Source organism: Streptomyces sp. NPDC002730 (assembly GCF_042888805.1).
GTDB lineage: Bacteria > Actinomycetota > Actinomycetes > Streptomycetales > Streptomycetaceae > Streptomyces.
Genome location: NZ_JBIAQG010000014.1, coordinates 121,580 through 136,673, shown reverse-complemented (window position 1 = coordinate 136,673; position 15,094 = coordinate 121,580). Strand labels below are relative to the sequence as shown.

Genomic DNA, 15,094 nt, shown 5'->3' with positions numbered 1-15,094 from the left:
GTGTCGCCTTGTCGGGGAGTGACCGCCTGCGTCTCGGTGACCGGGTCGAGCCGGCCGTCGGCCCCTACCACGAACAGCGTGTCGTGCTCCGGCGGGAGCGGCTCGGAGGCGGGCCGCACCAGGAAACGGCTGCCCTGCGCGTACCGGGCCGCCAGGGTGTGCCGGACGAGTGACCTGCCGAAGAGGATGTCGCTGCCGGGGTAGGGGGATCCGTCGCGTCTTGTCCGTAGGTCTGACGTGATCGAGCAGCGGACCGACGACGATCGGCCCGGACGGCTTCAGCCCGGACTCCAAGGTGACCGGGCTGAGCTCCGTGTCGGCGAGTAACCGGCCGACGGCCAATCAGACCACCATCGCCCACTGGGTCTTCGACCATGCGTGCCCTTGCTGTTCGGGATGGCGCAGGGAGATCGGGGGAACGTCAGCCGCCGGTGGCGAAGCCGGGGAAGAGGGTCATCCCGCCGTCCACATAGAGGGTCGTTCCCACCACGTAGTCCATGAGGTCGGAGGCAAGGCCGACGACGGCATGGGCGATGTCCTGGGGTTCGCCGATGCGCTTGTACGGGATGAGCCGCAGCAGATCCTCCTGGGCCTCCGGCGTCTCCCAGGCACTGCGGTTGATCGGCGTCTTGATGGCTCCCGGGGCGACCGCGTTCACACGGATCTTCTGCGGTGCGAGTTCCTGGGCCAGTGTCTCCATCATCATCTGTACGCCGCCCTTGGAGGAGGCGTAGTTGACGTGCCCCGCCCACGGGATGAGCTGGTGCACCGAGCTCATACAGATGATCTTCCCTGCCGCGCTCGACACCTCCGGGACGACCCCGCGTCGCAGGAACTCCTTCGTCGCCTCCCGGGCGCACAGGAACTGACCCGTCAGGTTGACGTCCAGCACCTTCTGCCACTGGGCGAGGGTCATCTCCGTGAACGGGGCGTCGCGCTGCAGACCGGCGTTGGCGACCAGGATGTCGATCGTCCCGAACTCCTGGACCATCCGGTCCATCATGCCGACGACCTGGTCCTCCTGGGACACGTCCGCCTCGTACGCCGCCGCGCGCACCCCGAACGAGGTGATCTCCTTGACCACTTGCTCGGCGGCCGCACGGTCGGCCACATAGTTCACGACCACGTCGGCGCCGGCTCGGCCAAGACCGATGGCCGTCGCCATGCCGATTCCGGAGTTGGCGCCCGTGACCAGTGCCTTCTGCCCCTTCAGCAGATGCGTCGGGATCACGCCCTGGGGTACACCCGCGGTGGAATTCACGATTGCCTGCCTCCTGGCTGCGTGGCCCCCGGTCCGCCGGCCCGCGGCCGGGTGAGTCCCGGCGTCAGAGAATCACCGGTGGCGGGACGCGGCACCTCCGGCGAGCTGACGTTGGGCTGCCCGGCGGAGCATCTTCGCCCGGTCGGACCAGTGGCCGGCCCGGCGGTCAGCTCAGCCGTTCCATGAGGTGGTCGCCCACCCGCAGGGCGTTGGCGATGGCCGTCAGGGACGGGTTGACCGCGCCGATGCTCGGGAAGAAGCTCGTGTCGACCACGTAGAGGTTGTCCAGGTCGTGGGCCTTGCAGTTGACGTCCAGGGCGGAGGCGGCCGGGTCGTCGCCGAACCGGACGGTGCCGGCCTGGTGAGCGGTGGCGCCGATCGGCATGCCCTTGTGCAGATAGATGCTGTGCGACAGCAGATGGTGCTCGTGCATGCCCAAGTGACCGAGCATGCCCTGGAGTTTGTGCTGCAGACGCTTCAGGCCTTCCACGTTGTTCTTCTCGTCGAGGGCCAGATGGATGCTGCCGTCGCCGTCCAGGGTGACGCGGTTGTCGGACAGCGGAAGGTCCTCGCCGCACAGCCAGAAGTCGACGGCGTGATGGGCCAGCACCTCGAAGGGCATGTCCGGGGTCACCGCTCCGGCCCAGCGTGGGGCCTCGCCGTGGATCTGCTCGGCGTCCGACTTGCCGAGCATCTGGATTCCGCCCAGCGGGTAGTCCCAGTCGTCCGCGCCCAGATACCAGTCGTTCATGGCGAGGGTCTTCTGGAACTGCGTGTCGTTGGGTTCCTTCGACACGGCCATCAGGGCCAGGTTGTTGTGCCGCATATAGAAACGGCCGACCACGTCGGAGCTGTTGGCCAGCCCGCGGGGGTGCCGGTCGTTGGCCGAAGCCAGCAGCAGAGCGGCGGAGTTGACCGCCCCGCAGGCGACGACCACGATGTCCGCCGCGTACCGGTCCTCCGACCCGTCCGCGTTCCGGGTGACGACCGTGCTGACGCTGCGTCCGGCCGGGTCGGTCTCCAGCCGGACCACTCGGGCATTGGTGATCATCTCGACGTTGGGGTGCTGCAGGGCGGGTTCCACGCAGATCACCTGGGCGTCGGACTTGCCGCGCACCAGACACGGGAATCCGTCGACCCGGTTGCAGCGGATGCAGACGCTGGAGTGGGTCGCCCGCCCGTTGCTGTCCTGGGTCAGGTTGACCCCGATGGGCAGATGGAAGGGGTGCAGGCCCCGCTTCTCCAGGTCGTCGCTCAACTGCTGGATGCGTGGCTCGTGTTCGACGGGCGGGTACGCGTACTGCGCGCTCGCCGGCCCTTCGCCGGGGTCCTCGCCGTGCCGCCCGTGTACGAGATAGAGGTGTTCGGCCTGGGTGTAGTACGGCTCCAGATCCTCGTAGCGGATCGGCCAGGCGGGCGAGACGCCGTCGTGGTGGCGGAGTTCACCGAAGTCCTCTGGCCGCAGCCGGAAGAGGGCGGCGCCGTAGAACTTGGTGTTTCCTCCGACGTAGTAGTTGACCTCGGGCGGGAACTCGTTGCCGTGCTTGTCGAACCAGAATTCCGGGGCCCGGTACTTGCCCTTGACGAACACGGCGGTGGAGTCCCAGTTGTCCCGCTCACGCGGGAGATAGTCACCGCGTTCGAGGATGAGCACCCGTTTGCCGGAGGGGGCGAGCCGGTGGGCGAGCGTACCGCCGCCGGCGCCGCTGCCGATGATGATGACGTCATAGTGCGGGGAGTCGCCCACGGCGACCACCGTCCTTGCTCTCGCGGCCCTGCCCTCTCGCCGGGACCTGTCACATCACGCTGCGGAGACAAAGGAACCATTCCGCCTTTTCGAACGTAACCGCCCTTCCGGTTCGCGGCGACCCGGGAGCCGCCGTGCGGACGCGGTCACAGAACGGCGATCGGATTCACCGGAGAGCCGGTGGCCGCCGGCAGCCGCAGCGGCGCGACCACACACAGGAAGCTCCAGCGGCCGGCCCGTTCGCACGCCGGAGCCAGCTCCTCGAACTGCAGGTAGTCCATGAGATGCACTCCCAAGGCGTGCATGGCCAGCACATGCACGGGAAAGGCGATCTCCGCCACCGCGCTGGGGGCGGTGTCGTTGTTGCCGTCCCCGCCCAGCACCGCGACCTTCCGCTCGGCCAGGAACCGCATCGCCGTCGGATGGAGGCCGCACCGGGCCTGCGCCGCGTCCCAGGCCCCGAGCTCCCGGCGCCTTCCCCGGTGCCCCACCCGGACGAGCAGTAGATCCCCCGGCCCGACCCGGACCCCTTGGGCGGCCTCGGCCGCGGTCAGGTCGTCGGCTGTCACATGGTCGCCGGGTTCCAGCCAGGGCACCCCGCGCAGCCGCGGGATGTCCAGAAGTACGCCGCGGCCGACGATGCCGTCCCGTACCACGTCGAGGGAGAGCGAACCGGCGCCGTCCCGCGTCACAGTGCTCGCCGGCACCCCGTTGTAGAGCTCGCCGTCGAACAGCACATGGCAGAGCGCGTCGAGATGGCTGTCCGCGTCCCCGTGCACGTTCATCGCGAACCGGTCGAGGGCGAAGTGCAGCCCGTCCGCGCCGATGTCACCGGGCGCGGGTCCGGTCATCCGGTGCTCCGCGGGCTCGGGATTGTCCGGGCCCGGCCGGGTCTCGATGGGCGAGGCGAGGGACACCGTGTGCCCGGACCTGACCTCGGCGGCGGCTGCGAGCACCCGCTCGGGCGTCAGGTGGTTGAGTGCTCCGCGCCGGTCGTCGGGACTGCGCCGGGCGCCGTCGCGCAGGTGCTCGTACAGCTGCCGGAAGGCTTCCGCGGTCATGGGCTGCGGGGCTGCGGGTTCCGTGTACGGGGCCATGGGGATGCTGCCTCCCGCCGACGATTCGGGCGTCCGGCGTCTCATTGTCGGGCGGCCGGTCCAGGCCCGCGACAGCGGCGCCGGCCTCAACCGGTGGTCTCCCAGGGGCCGAGGCCCCACCGGAGCACATGGCTGGCGCCCGGCTCCAGGGTGGTCAGATCCGTACCGCTGCGGAAAGCGTCCGCCGGACAGGACATGGCTTCCACGGCGAGACCGCGGCGCCGCCACCCGGGCTCGGACAGGGTGTCACCTGTGTACACCTGGACGTACCGGGTGCCTTCGTCGAGCCGTACGTCGATACCGCGCAGCCCCGAAGGGTGCGCCAGCCGCACCACGGCCCGGCCGGAGGGATCCCGGTCGAGTCCGGTGAACGCGGTGTCCAGCTGCTGCTCGCCGATGGGCCGGGCGACGCGGAAGTCGTACGCCGTGCCTTCGACCGGTTCCCGGCCGACCGGCAGGCTCTGCTCGTCGGTGCGCAGCCGGTAGCGGGCGGGTACGGTCAGCAGCGCCGTGTCCACCAGGTCCGTGCCCACGGTCAGATAAGGGTGCTGGCCCGCGCCATAAGGTGCCGCGGTGTCCCCCACGTTGGTCGCGGTGACGGTGACCTCGAGCCCCTGCGGCCCCAGCCGGTACTCGGCGACGACCTCCAGCAGGAAGGGATAGCCCGGCTGCGGGAAGAGCGTGGTGCCGACCCTGACTCCGTCGTCGCTGCGGGCGAGCAGCTCCCACGGGGTCCAGCGGAGGAGTCCGTGGATCGCGTTGTGATTCTCCGGCTCGGTCAGTGGGAGTTGCAGATCCTGGCCATTGAAGTGGTAGCGCCCGCCGCCCACCCGGTTGGGCCAGGGAACGAGAAGTTGCCCTCGGCCGCCGGTGATCCGTGCGTCGGCGGTGAATCCGTCCAGCAGCGGACGGCCGTCCACCTCGTAGTGGCGCAGGGCGCCGCCCAGCTGGATCACGACGGCCGTCTGCTCGGCGTGGCGCAGCTGCCACTGTTCTCCCGTCGCGTGTTGCCTTGTCGCGTGTTCGTCCGTCCGGTGTTCGTCTGTCGCGCTGGGGGGCATGCGCAGCTCCTCACTCAGTACGGTGCCTACGGCCGGCGCGCCGGTCCGCGGGGGAACCGATGCGGTGTCCGCGCGCAGCAGGGATATGACGGCCTCGACGACGGCTTCCGGCCGCTGGTCGATCTCCACCACCAAGGGGTGTTCGTCGGGCTCCGGCTCCTGGAGATCCGCGAACTGACTGTCCAGCAGTCCGGCCTGGAAGAAGTGGCCGTGCCGGGCGACCAGTCGGGAGCGGATGAGCTGCCGCGAACCGTGCAGGTACACCAGGCGCACGGGCCGTCCGCCGAGCAGTTGGTCCCGGTAGGCGCGCTTGAGCGCGGAGCACGTGACCACGGCCGGTTGCCGCGCGGCAATCTCCTGGTCCATCCAGGCGGCGATGGCGTTCAGCCACGGTCGCCTCTCCTTGTCGGTCAGCGGTTGACCGGCCGCCATCCTGGCGCGGTTGGCCGGGGGGTGGAAATCGTCCGCGTCCCGGTAGGGCCAGCCGAGCCGGTCGGCGAGCAGCCGCGCCACCGTGGACTTGCCCGATCCCGCCACGCCGACGACAAGCACCAAGGCATCGGGCACCCCGGCGGCCGCGTCACCCGCCGGAGCCGGGAGCGCCCCGGTCATCAGTCCTCCAAGGACGGGGAGCTGCGCACAGCGCCCGGATGACGAATCCGGCGACAACGATCACGACGCCTCCCATCACGGCCCATGGTGTCCGCTTCATGTCTCGGCGGCTGCGCGCGGCCACTCTCAGGCGGGGCCGGCCACGCGGGCGGCCGGAGATACGGCGGGCTTGACCACCGGCGGAACAGCGCGGCCGGGAGGCAGCAGCTCGGTGGTCACGAAGGCCACAACGGCCGCCAGGATCACCACGGGGATCATGTCGGTCTCGCCGAGCAGCAGGACGACGAGCACCACGCTGCTGACCGGCAGCCGCAGGGAACTGGTCGCCGCGGCCGCCATGCCCGCGGCCATTCCCGGTACGACCCCCAGACCCGGAAGGGGCGCGAGCAGCACACCCACCGCGCCGCCCAGGAACAGGGAGGGAAAGATGGGTCCGCCTCGCAGGCTGCCCAGACAGAGCGCGTAGGCCGCGCCCTTGCAGATCAGTACGGCGATCAGGGCACCGACCCCCCAGGCGTGCGGATCGGCGGCCATCCGGGTCAGCGTGGCCTGACCGGACGAGGCCACGTCAGCAGGTGACAGGTCGGTGGTGAGCGCGTACACGGAGGCGCAGACTCCGGCGGCCAGCGCGCAGACGGCGGTGTGGACGACGGGGCGCATCGAGACGAACACGGCGGCCAGCCGGCCTCCGGCCAGGATCAGATGCACGAAGACACCGATCGCGACAGCCATCAGCACCGACCAGACCACGTCACCGGTATCGATACGGGGAACCGGTTCGCCCAGTTTCAGGGACAGGCCGCCCGTCGAGAGGCCGGTCCAGCGGCCGAAACCGGTGAACACGAGCGAACCCACCCCGCTGGACAGCAGCACCGGCAGCATGACCGCGAACAGCTGCGCTCCGCCGACCCCCGCCATCTCCATGAGCAGCACCGCGGCCATCAGCGGGTTGCCGAAGATCGTCGAGACGGCCGCCGCGGCGCCGGCCGCGCCCAGGAGTGCCTTGTTCTGCGGGGTGGCCGGCGTCCGGACGAGGTTCCTGAAGAGCAGCGCCAGGCCCCCGCCGAGGGCGACCAGCGGGGCTTCGGGACCCAGGGCGGCGCCGAGCGGGAGGCTGGCCGCGGCCGCGAGGATCACTCCGGGCAGCGCCGCGGCCGAGGAGCCCGCGGCGTGCAGTCCGGAGGCGGGGATGTGGCCGCCGGCGCCGGGCAGATGTGTGACCAGCAGGCCGACGAGGATGCCGGCGACCAGCAGCAGGGGCAGCGGCCACCACCACGGCGGGGCGTCCCAGCCCAGGGCCTGCGGCACATTGGTCCACATCAGATGCTCCAGCTGGTGGAGCCCGACGAGGAACCAGAACGCGGCGAGCGACACCGGAATACCGATGAGGGCGCTGAACGCGAGCGTTTTCAGGTAGGTCGGGGTGCGCAGCATGTCGCGCAGCCGGTCCGCCTCCTCCGGCTGCGTTCCACTGCCGGACGCGGCTGGTCGCGGGCTCGGCTCCGTCATGGAGTCGTCCTTTCCCGGTCCCCAACTCCGGTGTCAGCCAAGGATCTTGCGCTTCTCTGCCGCGAATTCCTCTTCGGTCAGCACCCCTTGGGCCTTCAGGTCGCCCAGTTGCTTGAGCTGATCAATCTTGTTGCTCATGTCGTCGCCGGGTGGAGCGGGCGGCGTTGGGGCCGGAGCGGGTGCCGCGGCCTGCGGCTGCTGCTGGTCGTCGTGCTGCGCCCACCGACCCGCCTGACGCCGCGACACGCGGTTGGACACCGCGGTCGCGGTTCCGGCGACGACGGCGGTGCGGGCGACGCCACGAATAAGTCCGGGCATGTTCACTCATCTCCCACGGTGGGTGCGGGCGGACCGCTGCAGGGACGGTCCATGGGCCCGTTGCCTTCAGTCGGCGGCGGGTCCGCCGGGGGCCGTCGCCTCGACCTCGTCCAGGGAGGCCAGCAGGGCCTGGACGGGAATTCGGCCGCTCGTCACCAGTTGGGCACCGCTGCGCCGCATGGCTCGGGCGAAGGGTGCCGCCCAGAGGTTCTCGTACACCAGGATTCCGGCGGAGTTGCCCGGCTCCAGCGCGGTCGCGGCCTCGTCGAGATCGTCCTGGCCCAGCAGCCCGGACGAGGCACCCTCGAAGACCGTCAGGTCGAGCCCGTCCCCGAGATCCGTCAGTTCAAGTGCGGTAACCGAGCCGTCGCTGTCCTTGCGGATGAAGCAGAGGTCGAGGATGCGGATGATGCCGCGATCGACCAGATCGACGAGCAGGGGGAAGCCCTCGCCCGTCATACGGTTGCCGGGGAACTCGACGACCAGGTAGTCGACGGGGCCCATCTCTTCGATGTCGTCGCCCATGGCCACTCCTCACGAGCGCGTCGGGTACGGGCCTCGACCACCGCTCGTGTCCGGCGGCGCTCGCCGCGACAGACGGCGACGGAGCGGCCCTTTCAGGCCATTGCAACACCCGGCGGAAGGCTTCGCACTTCCTGAGACCTGGCGCCTGCCGCGTCAACTGGTCAGCTGGTAGATGCTCTTCCCGGTGAGCCACAGGCCGAGAAACAGACAGATGGCCACGATCGCCGGCTCCTGGTGGCCTTCCAGCCAAGTGCGCAGTTTCATCAGCCGGGCCTGGGCCGCCTCCGGTGCGAACACCACATACAGCTCGGCGGCCAGCAGACTCGCGGTGGCGAGGATGCAGAAGCCGAACAGTGCCAGATACGACGAGAAGTGCGACAGGTCGGCCTCGATGACCGTGGTCGCCCCCGCGGCGACGATGCCCCAGGGCTGCAGGAACACGGCAAGTCCCGCCGCCGCCCAGGCCGAGCTGCGGTCCATCCGGGAGGTCGTGGAAGGGGACGACGGGGAACGGGAAGACTTGCGAGACGGCTTGCGGGCGGACCCGGAGGCCGGCTCGTGAGCCTCTCCAAGCCGCCGTCGCCGGTGTTCGCCGTAGAGCACCAGCGTGAGGCCGATGGCGAGTTTGGCCGCGAGCCCCGCCGTGGACGGCGGAGATCTGGGCGGCGGGGGTTGTCCGCCGGTCAGCGCGAGGACCAGAGCGATCACACCGACGAGACAGGCCAGCCAGCCCAGGATGAAGGCCAGCCCCTTCCACGCACCCCTGGTGGACGACACCACCAGGACAAAAGCCATGATCGGCAGAGGGTCGAGCGTGATGGCCAGCGCGATGAGGAGCAGGTCGATGACCATGGCGACCCAATCGTGTGGCGACATCACGAGACTATGCAAAGGACGCGGAAGCGACACCTTTTGGTCACCGCGCTGCCGGCTTGCCGAAGATGCCGCCGCGCACTCCGTCCCCCACCCTGGACGCAGGGAAGGAGCAGCGCCATGACGCATTCCGTACGGGTGCCGTGGAAGGCAGGGGGCCGTTCGCAGAGCCCGGGTGCCGTACCCGCCGGCTGATGCCTCCCAGTGAGCCCGAGGACCTTCGGGGGCGGCCGAGCAAGGGGACGCACGCCGAGGAAGAGGGCGCGGCGGACCGCCGTCCTGGCTCCGTCTTCCGGCCGTCCTGGTGGCAGGTCCGGTCCCGGAAGCTGGTCGCCACCGCGAAGTGGCTGCACACGCGGGCCGAGGCCCGCTTCCCGGTCATCTCGCATCTCGCCGCACGGATGGTGTCGGTGAACATCTTCGACTCCGCCACCCGGCTGGCGGCGCAGTGCTTTCTGACCGCGGTCCCGCTGCTCTTCGTCGTCGGGTCCTTCGCCCCGGAGGCGGTGCGCAATCAGCTGATCAGCTCCGTGCGCGCGGTCTTCGGGCTCGGCGGCGCCGCGAACGACGAGCTGGAGCAGGTGTATCGGTCCGGTACCGACACTCTGCGTGAGGCCACCGGTGTGGTGGGCGCGCTCATGCTGCTGCTCTCCGCCACGGCCGTCAGCCGGGCGATGCAGCGGCTGTGCAAGCGGGCCTGGGAGATCCCCAGGGCGGGAACCGGGATCGCCGCCTGGCGGTGGCTGGCATGGATCGGGATCTGGCTGGCGGTTCTGGTCGTGCAGGCGCCGCTGCGCGACGGCTTCGGCGCCGGGCTGTGGCTTGGCGTCCCGGTCACGGTGCTGACCCAGACCGCGCTCTGGTGGTGGACCCAGCACCTGTTGCTGGGCGGCCTGATCCGCTGGCCACCTCTGCTGCCCGGAGCCGTCATCACTGCGATCGCCGTTACATTTCTGTCGATCGGAGCGCGTTTCTACATGCCCCGGGCGCTCAATCGCGCCCTTGCCGAGTACGGGTCGGTCGGCTCGGTCTTCGTACTGCTCTCGTGGCTGATCGTGGTGTGTGTGGCGGTCGCCATCGGCATCTGCGCGGGAGCCGTCGCGGCCCAGGAACCGTTCCTGGCCCGTCACCTGGGCAGTCCACCTCCCACCTGGCAGAAGGCCGGAGGCACTTGACCCATGGTTTCTGCTCCTGGGGCAACCCTCGGGCCGGTCGTGCCGGCCCGGGCTGCGACGGCTTCGCCCGCGCAGCCCGGGCCCCGATTGAATTTTCAGCCCGGCGGGTGCAGGGCGTTCACTGCACGATCCGAGCCTCCGTGTGCAGACCTGCCTTGTCGACGTCCGCGTGCACGGTGACGGTGCCGTCGGTCCAGCGGACCAGGACGTCGTTGCGGCGGGTGTCGGAGCCGAAGGCCCCGGCAGTGACGACAACGGCGCGGGTCCACGGGGACTTCGGGGGTCGGATCTTGATCTCGCCGTGCATGCCGGCGGTGTCGACGCCCGGGTGGATGGTGGTTTCACCGTCCACCCAGCGCACAAGCAGGTCGCCGGTGTTCCTGCCGGTGAACTCCCCGGCGGTGATCTGTGCGGCGAGCGGCCACGTCTTGTTCGGCTTCACCAGGAAGGTGCCCTTGCTCACCGCTTTGCTGTCGACGTCGGCGTACATCCCGACGGAGCCGTTCGCCCAGACGACGGCCAGGTCGTCCCGCAGCGCCCCCGGGGTGTGCCGGCCGACGGCGATGAGCCTGGCGTTCTGCCAGTTCTTGTGTTTGGCCAGAGTCTTCTCGTCGTGGAAGCCCGTCTTGTCGACGTGTCGATACTCGCTCAGCTCACCGTCGCTCCAGCGCACCACGAGCCCGTCCGTGCCACTGCCGGTGAACCTGCCGCCGCTGATGGCCCGCGCGTTCTTCCAGATACTTCCGGGGGCGGCGAGCCGGTGGACGGCGGAGAACGGACGCTTCGGGTCGCCGGCACCGCTGCCCTGGTAGAGAACGACCGACCCGTCGGCCCACACGACGAGCAGGTCGCCGCTCCCGTTGCCCGTGAAGTCCCCGGTGGCCAGCAGCCTGGCGTTCTGCCACTGCTCCCAGCCGCCCATCGCGAAGGGCAGGGCCGGCTGGACGTAGGGGCCGAAGTCGCTGTGACGGCCGTTGTCGGCATCGTCGTACAGCTGGAGGAACCGATCGCCGTACACCGGGCTGTAGGTGATGCGGTTGTACGCCGGGTGAGTGGCTGGTACGCCCGGCCCGCCACCGTTCCAGCCGCCCACGTTGCCGATGATCTCTCCGGTGCCCTTGGCGCGGTCGAGGGTGGAGAAGAACGGCCCGCCGGAGACGCCGTCCCACATGCCTGCGCAGTCGATGCGCATCTGGTTGAAGTCCGGCAGTGCCTGGGTGCGGCTGGTGCACTGGACGGGCCGGTCCTGCGGATTTCGGCCGACATTGGGATAGCCGATGGTGGTGACGGCGTTCTCCGATGTGGTGGGACGGGCCGGCGTGTTGCCGCCGACGGCGTCCTGCAGGTTCCTGGTGCCGTTGGGCTTGACCCGGGCGAACGCGTAGTCCAGGTCGGACTCCGGGCCTCTGCTGTTCTTCACGTATCGCTTGTCGGCGAACCATTCGTCAACCGGCCAGATGCCGTAAGGCTGCTGCGCGAGGCTCTTGGCCGGGTCGTACTTCGGCACGAAGACGGCCTTGGTATTGAGGCAGTGACCTGCCGTCAGGATGAGGTTGCGTCCCTTGCTCTGCACCGTGCTGGCCGAGCAGTAGTGCGTCCGCATATCGGCGCCGACGGTGAAGAGGATGCCGACGGAGGGGATGCCCGCAAACTGCTGCCCCACATCCGCTCGGGCGTGTGGTGACGTACCCCGCCCCGGCAGGCCGGCGCCGGGGCGGCCGGAAGGATCGGTGGCGGACGCGATGCGCTCCGGTGTCCAGAACTGCAGCGCCTCGGCTACCGACCAGCTGTCGTCGTCCGGCCGCGCCGGCGTGCCCGCCCGGTCCGCTGCCGCGGGGGAAGCACCGGGCGATGGACTCGTGGGTGCGGGTGACGGCCGGTCGGCCGCCATGGAGGCGGGGCTTGTGGCGACGGTGGCCAGGGCGCAGCACGCCAGGGAGACGGTGAGGCGGGGCAGGGAAGGTATGCGCAAGGGGGAACTCCATCGGGTGGGAGAGGTGTGGGCGGAAACGGGCGCGAAGGGTCCGGGTGCGACGGCTGCTGAAGAGAGCGGCGACCGGAGGGACGGGGCGGGCGGGGTCAGCCGACGAGCTGCACCTCGCTGTGCGTGCCGGCGGCGTCCACACCCGGGTGCAGGGTGAGCCTGCCGTCGTTCCAGCGGACCAGCAGATCACTGGTCTTGGCGCCGGTGAACTCGCCCGCACTGATCTGGTCCGCGTACGTCCAGGTCTTGTCCGCCTTGGCGGACCGGACGTCCTCCGCGCGAGCGAATATCACCTGAGGTTTCCTTCCAGATGGTGCGCGGCGTATGGAGTCGCCGCGAGAGAAGGTCCTCTCCCCCGGTCCTCCACGAAAAAGTACCACTCTCCTATTCCGTTCCTTCACCAGCACTCAGCTATAACGAATCAGTAACACCCATGCATTGAAGGCAACGTTTCGCCCGACATTACTGTCCGGTACGGAATTGGCCGCTCCGTTTCATTGGTGGCTCTTAGTGCGTTTGTGGGGGGCTATTCTCGGCGGGACCAAGTTTCAGCCAACTGCACGACGAGCGGGTGGCGCTGTCGCAGATGGGTCGGTCTACGTCGAGTTCGACGTTCCGCATTCCTCGCTGACTCCAGGTGGAAGGCCTGGTGACTACACGATGTCCGGACCTGACTCGTTCGAGGCCCGGCTCGCGAAGAAGAAGGGCCTGCCGATTCCGGAGCTTCCCGCGGCGGGCAATATCCGGCTGGGTGCATGCTGATGGGAGCGAACGTGCTGGAAGCCCTGAGGGAGTGGGTGGCCGCGAGCGAAGCGCGTCTTCGTGAGAGCGGAATCGCATGCGAACTCGTCGAGTCTCCGGCGGAATTCGACCCGAGCTCGGTTCAGTTGATTCTGGAGACCGAGGAAATGCTCGGCGAGATCATTGTATGGAGCAATGGCAAGGCCGAGATTCAAGTCGCGGAAGTCTCGACCGGCCGGGTCGAGAGAGAGCAGCGGGAGATCGTCTCGCGGACCTCTCTGGACGAGGCCATCGAGAACGTGATCGCTCGGATGACAGCCTGATCACATCCCACTGAGCAAGAGTGACGTGGTAGCGGTCCCGCCGGAATACTCCGGCGGGGCCGCCGTGCATTGCAACGGATTCCGCCGACGTCAAGCCCCCGCGAACGTTGACCAGGGATTCGAAGGGATCGATCGGTGAATGCGATATCGAATCACCCCCTGGAGCGGTAGCGACGGCACCAGACGGCAACGGGCCCGGCGGAATTTCTGCCGGGCCCACTGCCGTGCCGCGTGGGGACTACTCGTGTCGCCTCGTTCTGCGAGGAGTTCAGGGGCGTTCGGTGAGGGGTAGCCGATGGCTCACCTCTTGCTGGTCGGCTCCTCCTCTCCGCCGGCCGGATTGGGCGGCGAGTCGGTCCGCAGGAGCGCGGGGCTGCGACCTGACGAAGCGCTCCTAGGCCTGGGCGATCAGACGGTCCACCGCTGCCGTGCCCGAGGTGTAGCCGGCGGCAGTCTCCCCGTACGCGGCGGGCATGGGAGAAGCGGCAGGCATGGCGCCGGCAGGCGGCAAGTTCTGCTGCCGGGCCGCCGGGGCCAGGCCCCGGGCGGCGACCGGCTGCTGGGCCAGAGCGAGCATCGGTGTCTGCTGCATCGGTGTCTGCTGCATTGGTCTCTGCTGCTGCGGCGCGGGCGCCTGGGCCAGCATCGGTGCCATCGGCTGCGGGGGCGGTTCGGCCACCTGGGTGCGCTGTCCGTACAGCACCTGTTCCATCGCCGATATCAGCCGGATCACGTCCTGATGCGGACGCACCACGAGGCGCAGGAAGCGGCTCGAGCTGCCGACCTTGTTGCTGCACTCGCGCACCAATACGCCGTGTTCGGCGAGCATCCGGTCCCGCAGGACCGCCCCGTCCACACCCTCCGGCAGGCGGACATAGAGGAAGTTGCCCTGCGAGGGGTAGATGGTGAGGCCCGGCAGCTGAGAGAGGCGCCAGGTCATCTCCTGCCGGTCGCGCCGGGCCTGCTGGAGGCTCTCGGCGTACTCCTGGCGGTGCTCCTTCAGCATGAACACCACTGTTTCGGCGAAGGAGTTGAGGTTCCACTTCGGCAGCGCGACCCGCACCTTCGCGGCGAGGCTGGGATTCGACACGAGGTAGCCGAAGCGCACGCCGTGCAGCCCGAAGTTCTTGCCCAGACTGCGCAGCACGATCACGTTCGTCCGCAGTACGGCCTCCGCCGCGACGCTCGGCTCGGGTTCGGCATCCGCGAATTCGAGGAAGGACTCGTCGACGACGACCAGGTCCAGGTCCTGGAGTGAGTCGAGCATGGCGAGGAGCTGCTGTTTGGGGAGGTAACCGCCATCGGGGTTGTTGGGGTTGCAGATGACCGCCGCGCGGGAGCCGCGGCTGCGGATGAACTGCACGAAGGACTCCGGGTCGAGGCCGAAACCGCGTGCCTCCGGCAGCAGGAGCATGTCCACACGCTTGCCGGTCTCCATCGGCTGGTCGGTCCACCGTCCGAAGGTGGGGACGGGGACCGCCAGCGACTCCTTGACCAGCAAATGGTCGATCCAGGTGATCAGTTCGGTGGAGCCGTTTCCCATGGCGACGGTCTGCGGGTTGAGGCCGAGTACCTGGCACAGCTCGGCGGTGATGGTGTCCGCACTGCTCGGGTAGTACGTCAGGATCTCGCGTAGGCGGTCACCGAGCTGATCGAACATCACTGGGGTGGGGAAGTACGGATTGCAGGGGATGCAGAAGTCGGTGATCTCGCCGCCCTCGCCGCCGGCTGCCCTGTTCAGGGTGAAGTACGAAGGGCTGTGCGCGGTGGACGCGCGGAAGAGTGCGGTGACATTGCTGCCGGCCATAGATCTGCCTCCCCTGCCGGAACGGCCCATGCGGAAGCACATGAGCCGCCCAGGTATACGG

14 protein-coding genes are annotated in these 15,094 nt (G+C 69.2%); 3 read left to right on the top strand and 11 right to left on the bottom strand.

Translation table 11 applies throughout. The features are described from left to right. The first annotated feature begins 8 nt into the window (after nucleotides 1-8). Nucleotides 9-173, top strand: coding sequence for a hypothetical protein (locus ACFYXH_RS32070; RefSeq protein WP_389570348.1), 165 nt, complete (start codon nucleotides 9-11; stop codon nucleotides 171-173). Nucleotides 174-421: 248 nt separating this feature from the next. Here the strand turns inward: ACFYXH_RS32070 and ACFYXH_RS32065 are convergent, their stop codons facing one another. The 8 genes from ACFYXH_RS32065 to ACFYXH_RS32030 all read right to left on the bottom strand — a co-directional run bounded on the left by ACFYXH_RS32065 (nucleotide 422) and on the right by ACFYXH_RS32030 (nucleotide 8,982). After that, nucleotides 422-1,216: an SDR family oxidoreductase gene (locus ACFYXH_RS32065; protein ID WP_362677282.1), complete on the bottom strand. Its 795-nt coding sequence runs from the start codon at nucleotides 1,214-1,216 to the stop codon at nucleotides 422-424. A 211-nt stretch (nucleotides 1,217-1,427) separates the two neighbouring features. Continuing rightward, nucleotides 1,428-3,008 carry a GMC oxidoreductase gene (locus tag ACFYXH_RS32060; protein ID WP_389570344.1) on the bottom strand — a complete coding sequence of 527 codons (1,581 nt, stop codon included), beginning with the start codon at nucleotides 3,006-3,008 and terminating at the stop codon, nucleotides 1,428-1,430. A 146-nt stretch (nucleotides 3,009-3,154) separates the two neighbouring features. Further along, nucleotides 3,155-4,069 (bottom strand): cyclase family protein, encoded by a 915-nt coding sequence (locus ACFYXH_RS32055; RefSeq protein ID WP_389570778.1) that lies wholly within the window; start codon nucleotides 4,067-4,069, stop codon nucleotides 3,155-3,157. Nucleotides 4,070-4,191: 122 nt separating this feature from the next. Beyond that, nucleotides 4,192-5,778: a gluconokinase, GntK/IdnK-type gene (locus tag ACFYXH_RS32050; protein ID WP_389570342.1), complete on the bottom strand. Its 1,587-nt coding sequence runs from the start codon at nucleotides 5,776-5,778 to the stop codon at nucleotides 4,192-4,194. 126 nt (nucleotides 5,779-5,904) lie between these two features. Further along, a complete protein-coding gene (locus tag ACFYXH_RS32045; RefSeq protein WP_389570339.1) occupies nucleotides 5,905-7,287 on the bottom strand; it encodes a chloride channel protein in 1,383 nt (460 codons plus the stop codon). A gap of 33 nt (nucleotides 7,288-7,320) precedes the next feature. Next, the gene (locus tag ACFYXH_RS32040) at nucleotides 7,321-7,605 is read right to left on the bottom strand and encodes an SHOCT domain-containing protein (RefSeq protein WP_389570337.1); all 285 of its coding nucleotides are present in this window, start codon (nucleotides 7,603-7,605) and stop codon (nucleotides 7,321-7,323) included. Nucleotides 7,606-7,671: 66 nt separating this feature from the next. Continuing rightward, entirely contained in the window at nucleotides 7,672-8,130 is a 459-nt protein-coding gene (locus ACFYXH_RS32035) for a DUF6325 family protein (protein WP_389570334.1), read from the bottom strand. Between the two features lie 153 nt (nucleotides 8,131-8,283). Next, nucleotides 8,284-8,982 carry a GAP family protein gene (locus ACFYXH_RS32030; protein WP_389570776.1) on the bottom strand — a complete coding sequence of 233 codons (699 nt, stop codon included), beginning with the start codon at nucleotides 8,980-8,982 and terminating at the stop codon, nucleotides 8,284-8,286. 215 nt (nucleotides 8,983-9,197) lie between these two features. Here ACFYXH_RS32030 and ACFYXH_RS32025 point away from each other — a divergent pair, with 215 nt between their 5' ends. Beyond that, on the top strand, nucleotides 9,198-10,178 hold the full coding sequence (locus tag ACFYXH_RS32025) for a YhjD/YihY/BrkB family envelope integrity protein (protein ID WP_389570332.1): 981 nt from the start codon (nucleotides 9,198-9,200) through the stop codon (nucleotides 10,176-10,178). Between the two features lie 118 nt (nucleotides 10,179-10,296). On the opposite strand, the gene ACFYXH_RS32020 is transcribed toward ACFYXH_RS32025, so the two are convergent. Then, complete coding sequence (locus tag ACFYXH_RS32020) at nucleotides 10,297-12,150, bottom strand: trypsin-like serine peptidase (RefSeq protein ID WP_389570328.1); 1,854 nt, start codon at nucleotides 12,148-12,150, stop codon at nucleotides 10,297-10,299. Nucleotides 12,151-12,257: 107 nt separating this feature from the next. Next, the gene (locus ACFYXH_RS32015; protein ID WP_389570325.1) at nucleotides 12,258-12,455 is read right to left on the bottom strand and encodes a hypothetical protein; all 198 of its coding nucleotides are present in this window, start codon (nucleotides 12,453-12,455) and stop codon (nucleotides 12,258-12,260) included. A gap of 480 nt (nucleotides 12,456-12,935) precedes the next feature. On the opposite strand from ACFYXH_RS32015, the gene ACFYXH_RS32010 reads away from it, so the two are divergent. Beyond that, the gene (locus ACFYXH_RS32010; protein ID WP_389570322.1) at nucleotides 12,936-13,226 is read left to right on the top strand and encodes a hypothetical protein; all 291 of its coding nucleotides are present in this window, start codon (nucleotides 12,936-12,938) and stop codon (nucleotides 13,224-13,226) included. A 394-nt stretch (nucleotides 13,227-13,620) separates the two neighbouring features. On the opposite strand, the gene ACFYXH_RS32005 is transcribed toward ACFYXH_RS32010, so the two are convergent. Continuing rightward, the gene (locus ACFYXH_RS32005; protein ID WP_389570320.1) at nucleotides 13,621-15,033 is read right to left on the bottom strand and encodes an aminotransferase class I/II-fold pyridoxal phosphate-dependent enzyme; all 1,413 of its coding nucleotides are present in this window, start codon (nucleotides 15,031-15,033) and stop codon (nucleotides 13,621-13,623) included. Between the last annotated feature and the right edge of the window lie 61 nt (nucleotides 15,034-15,094).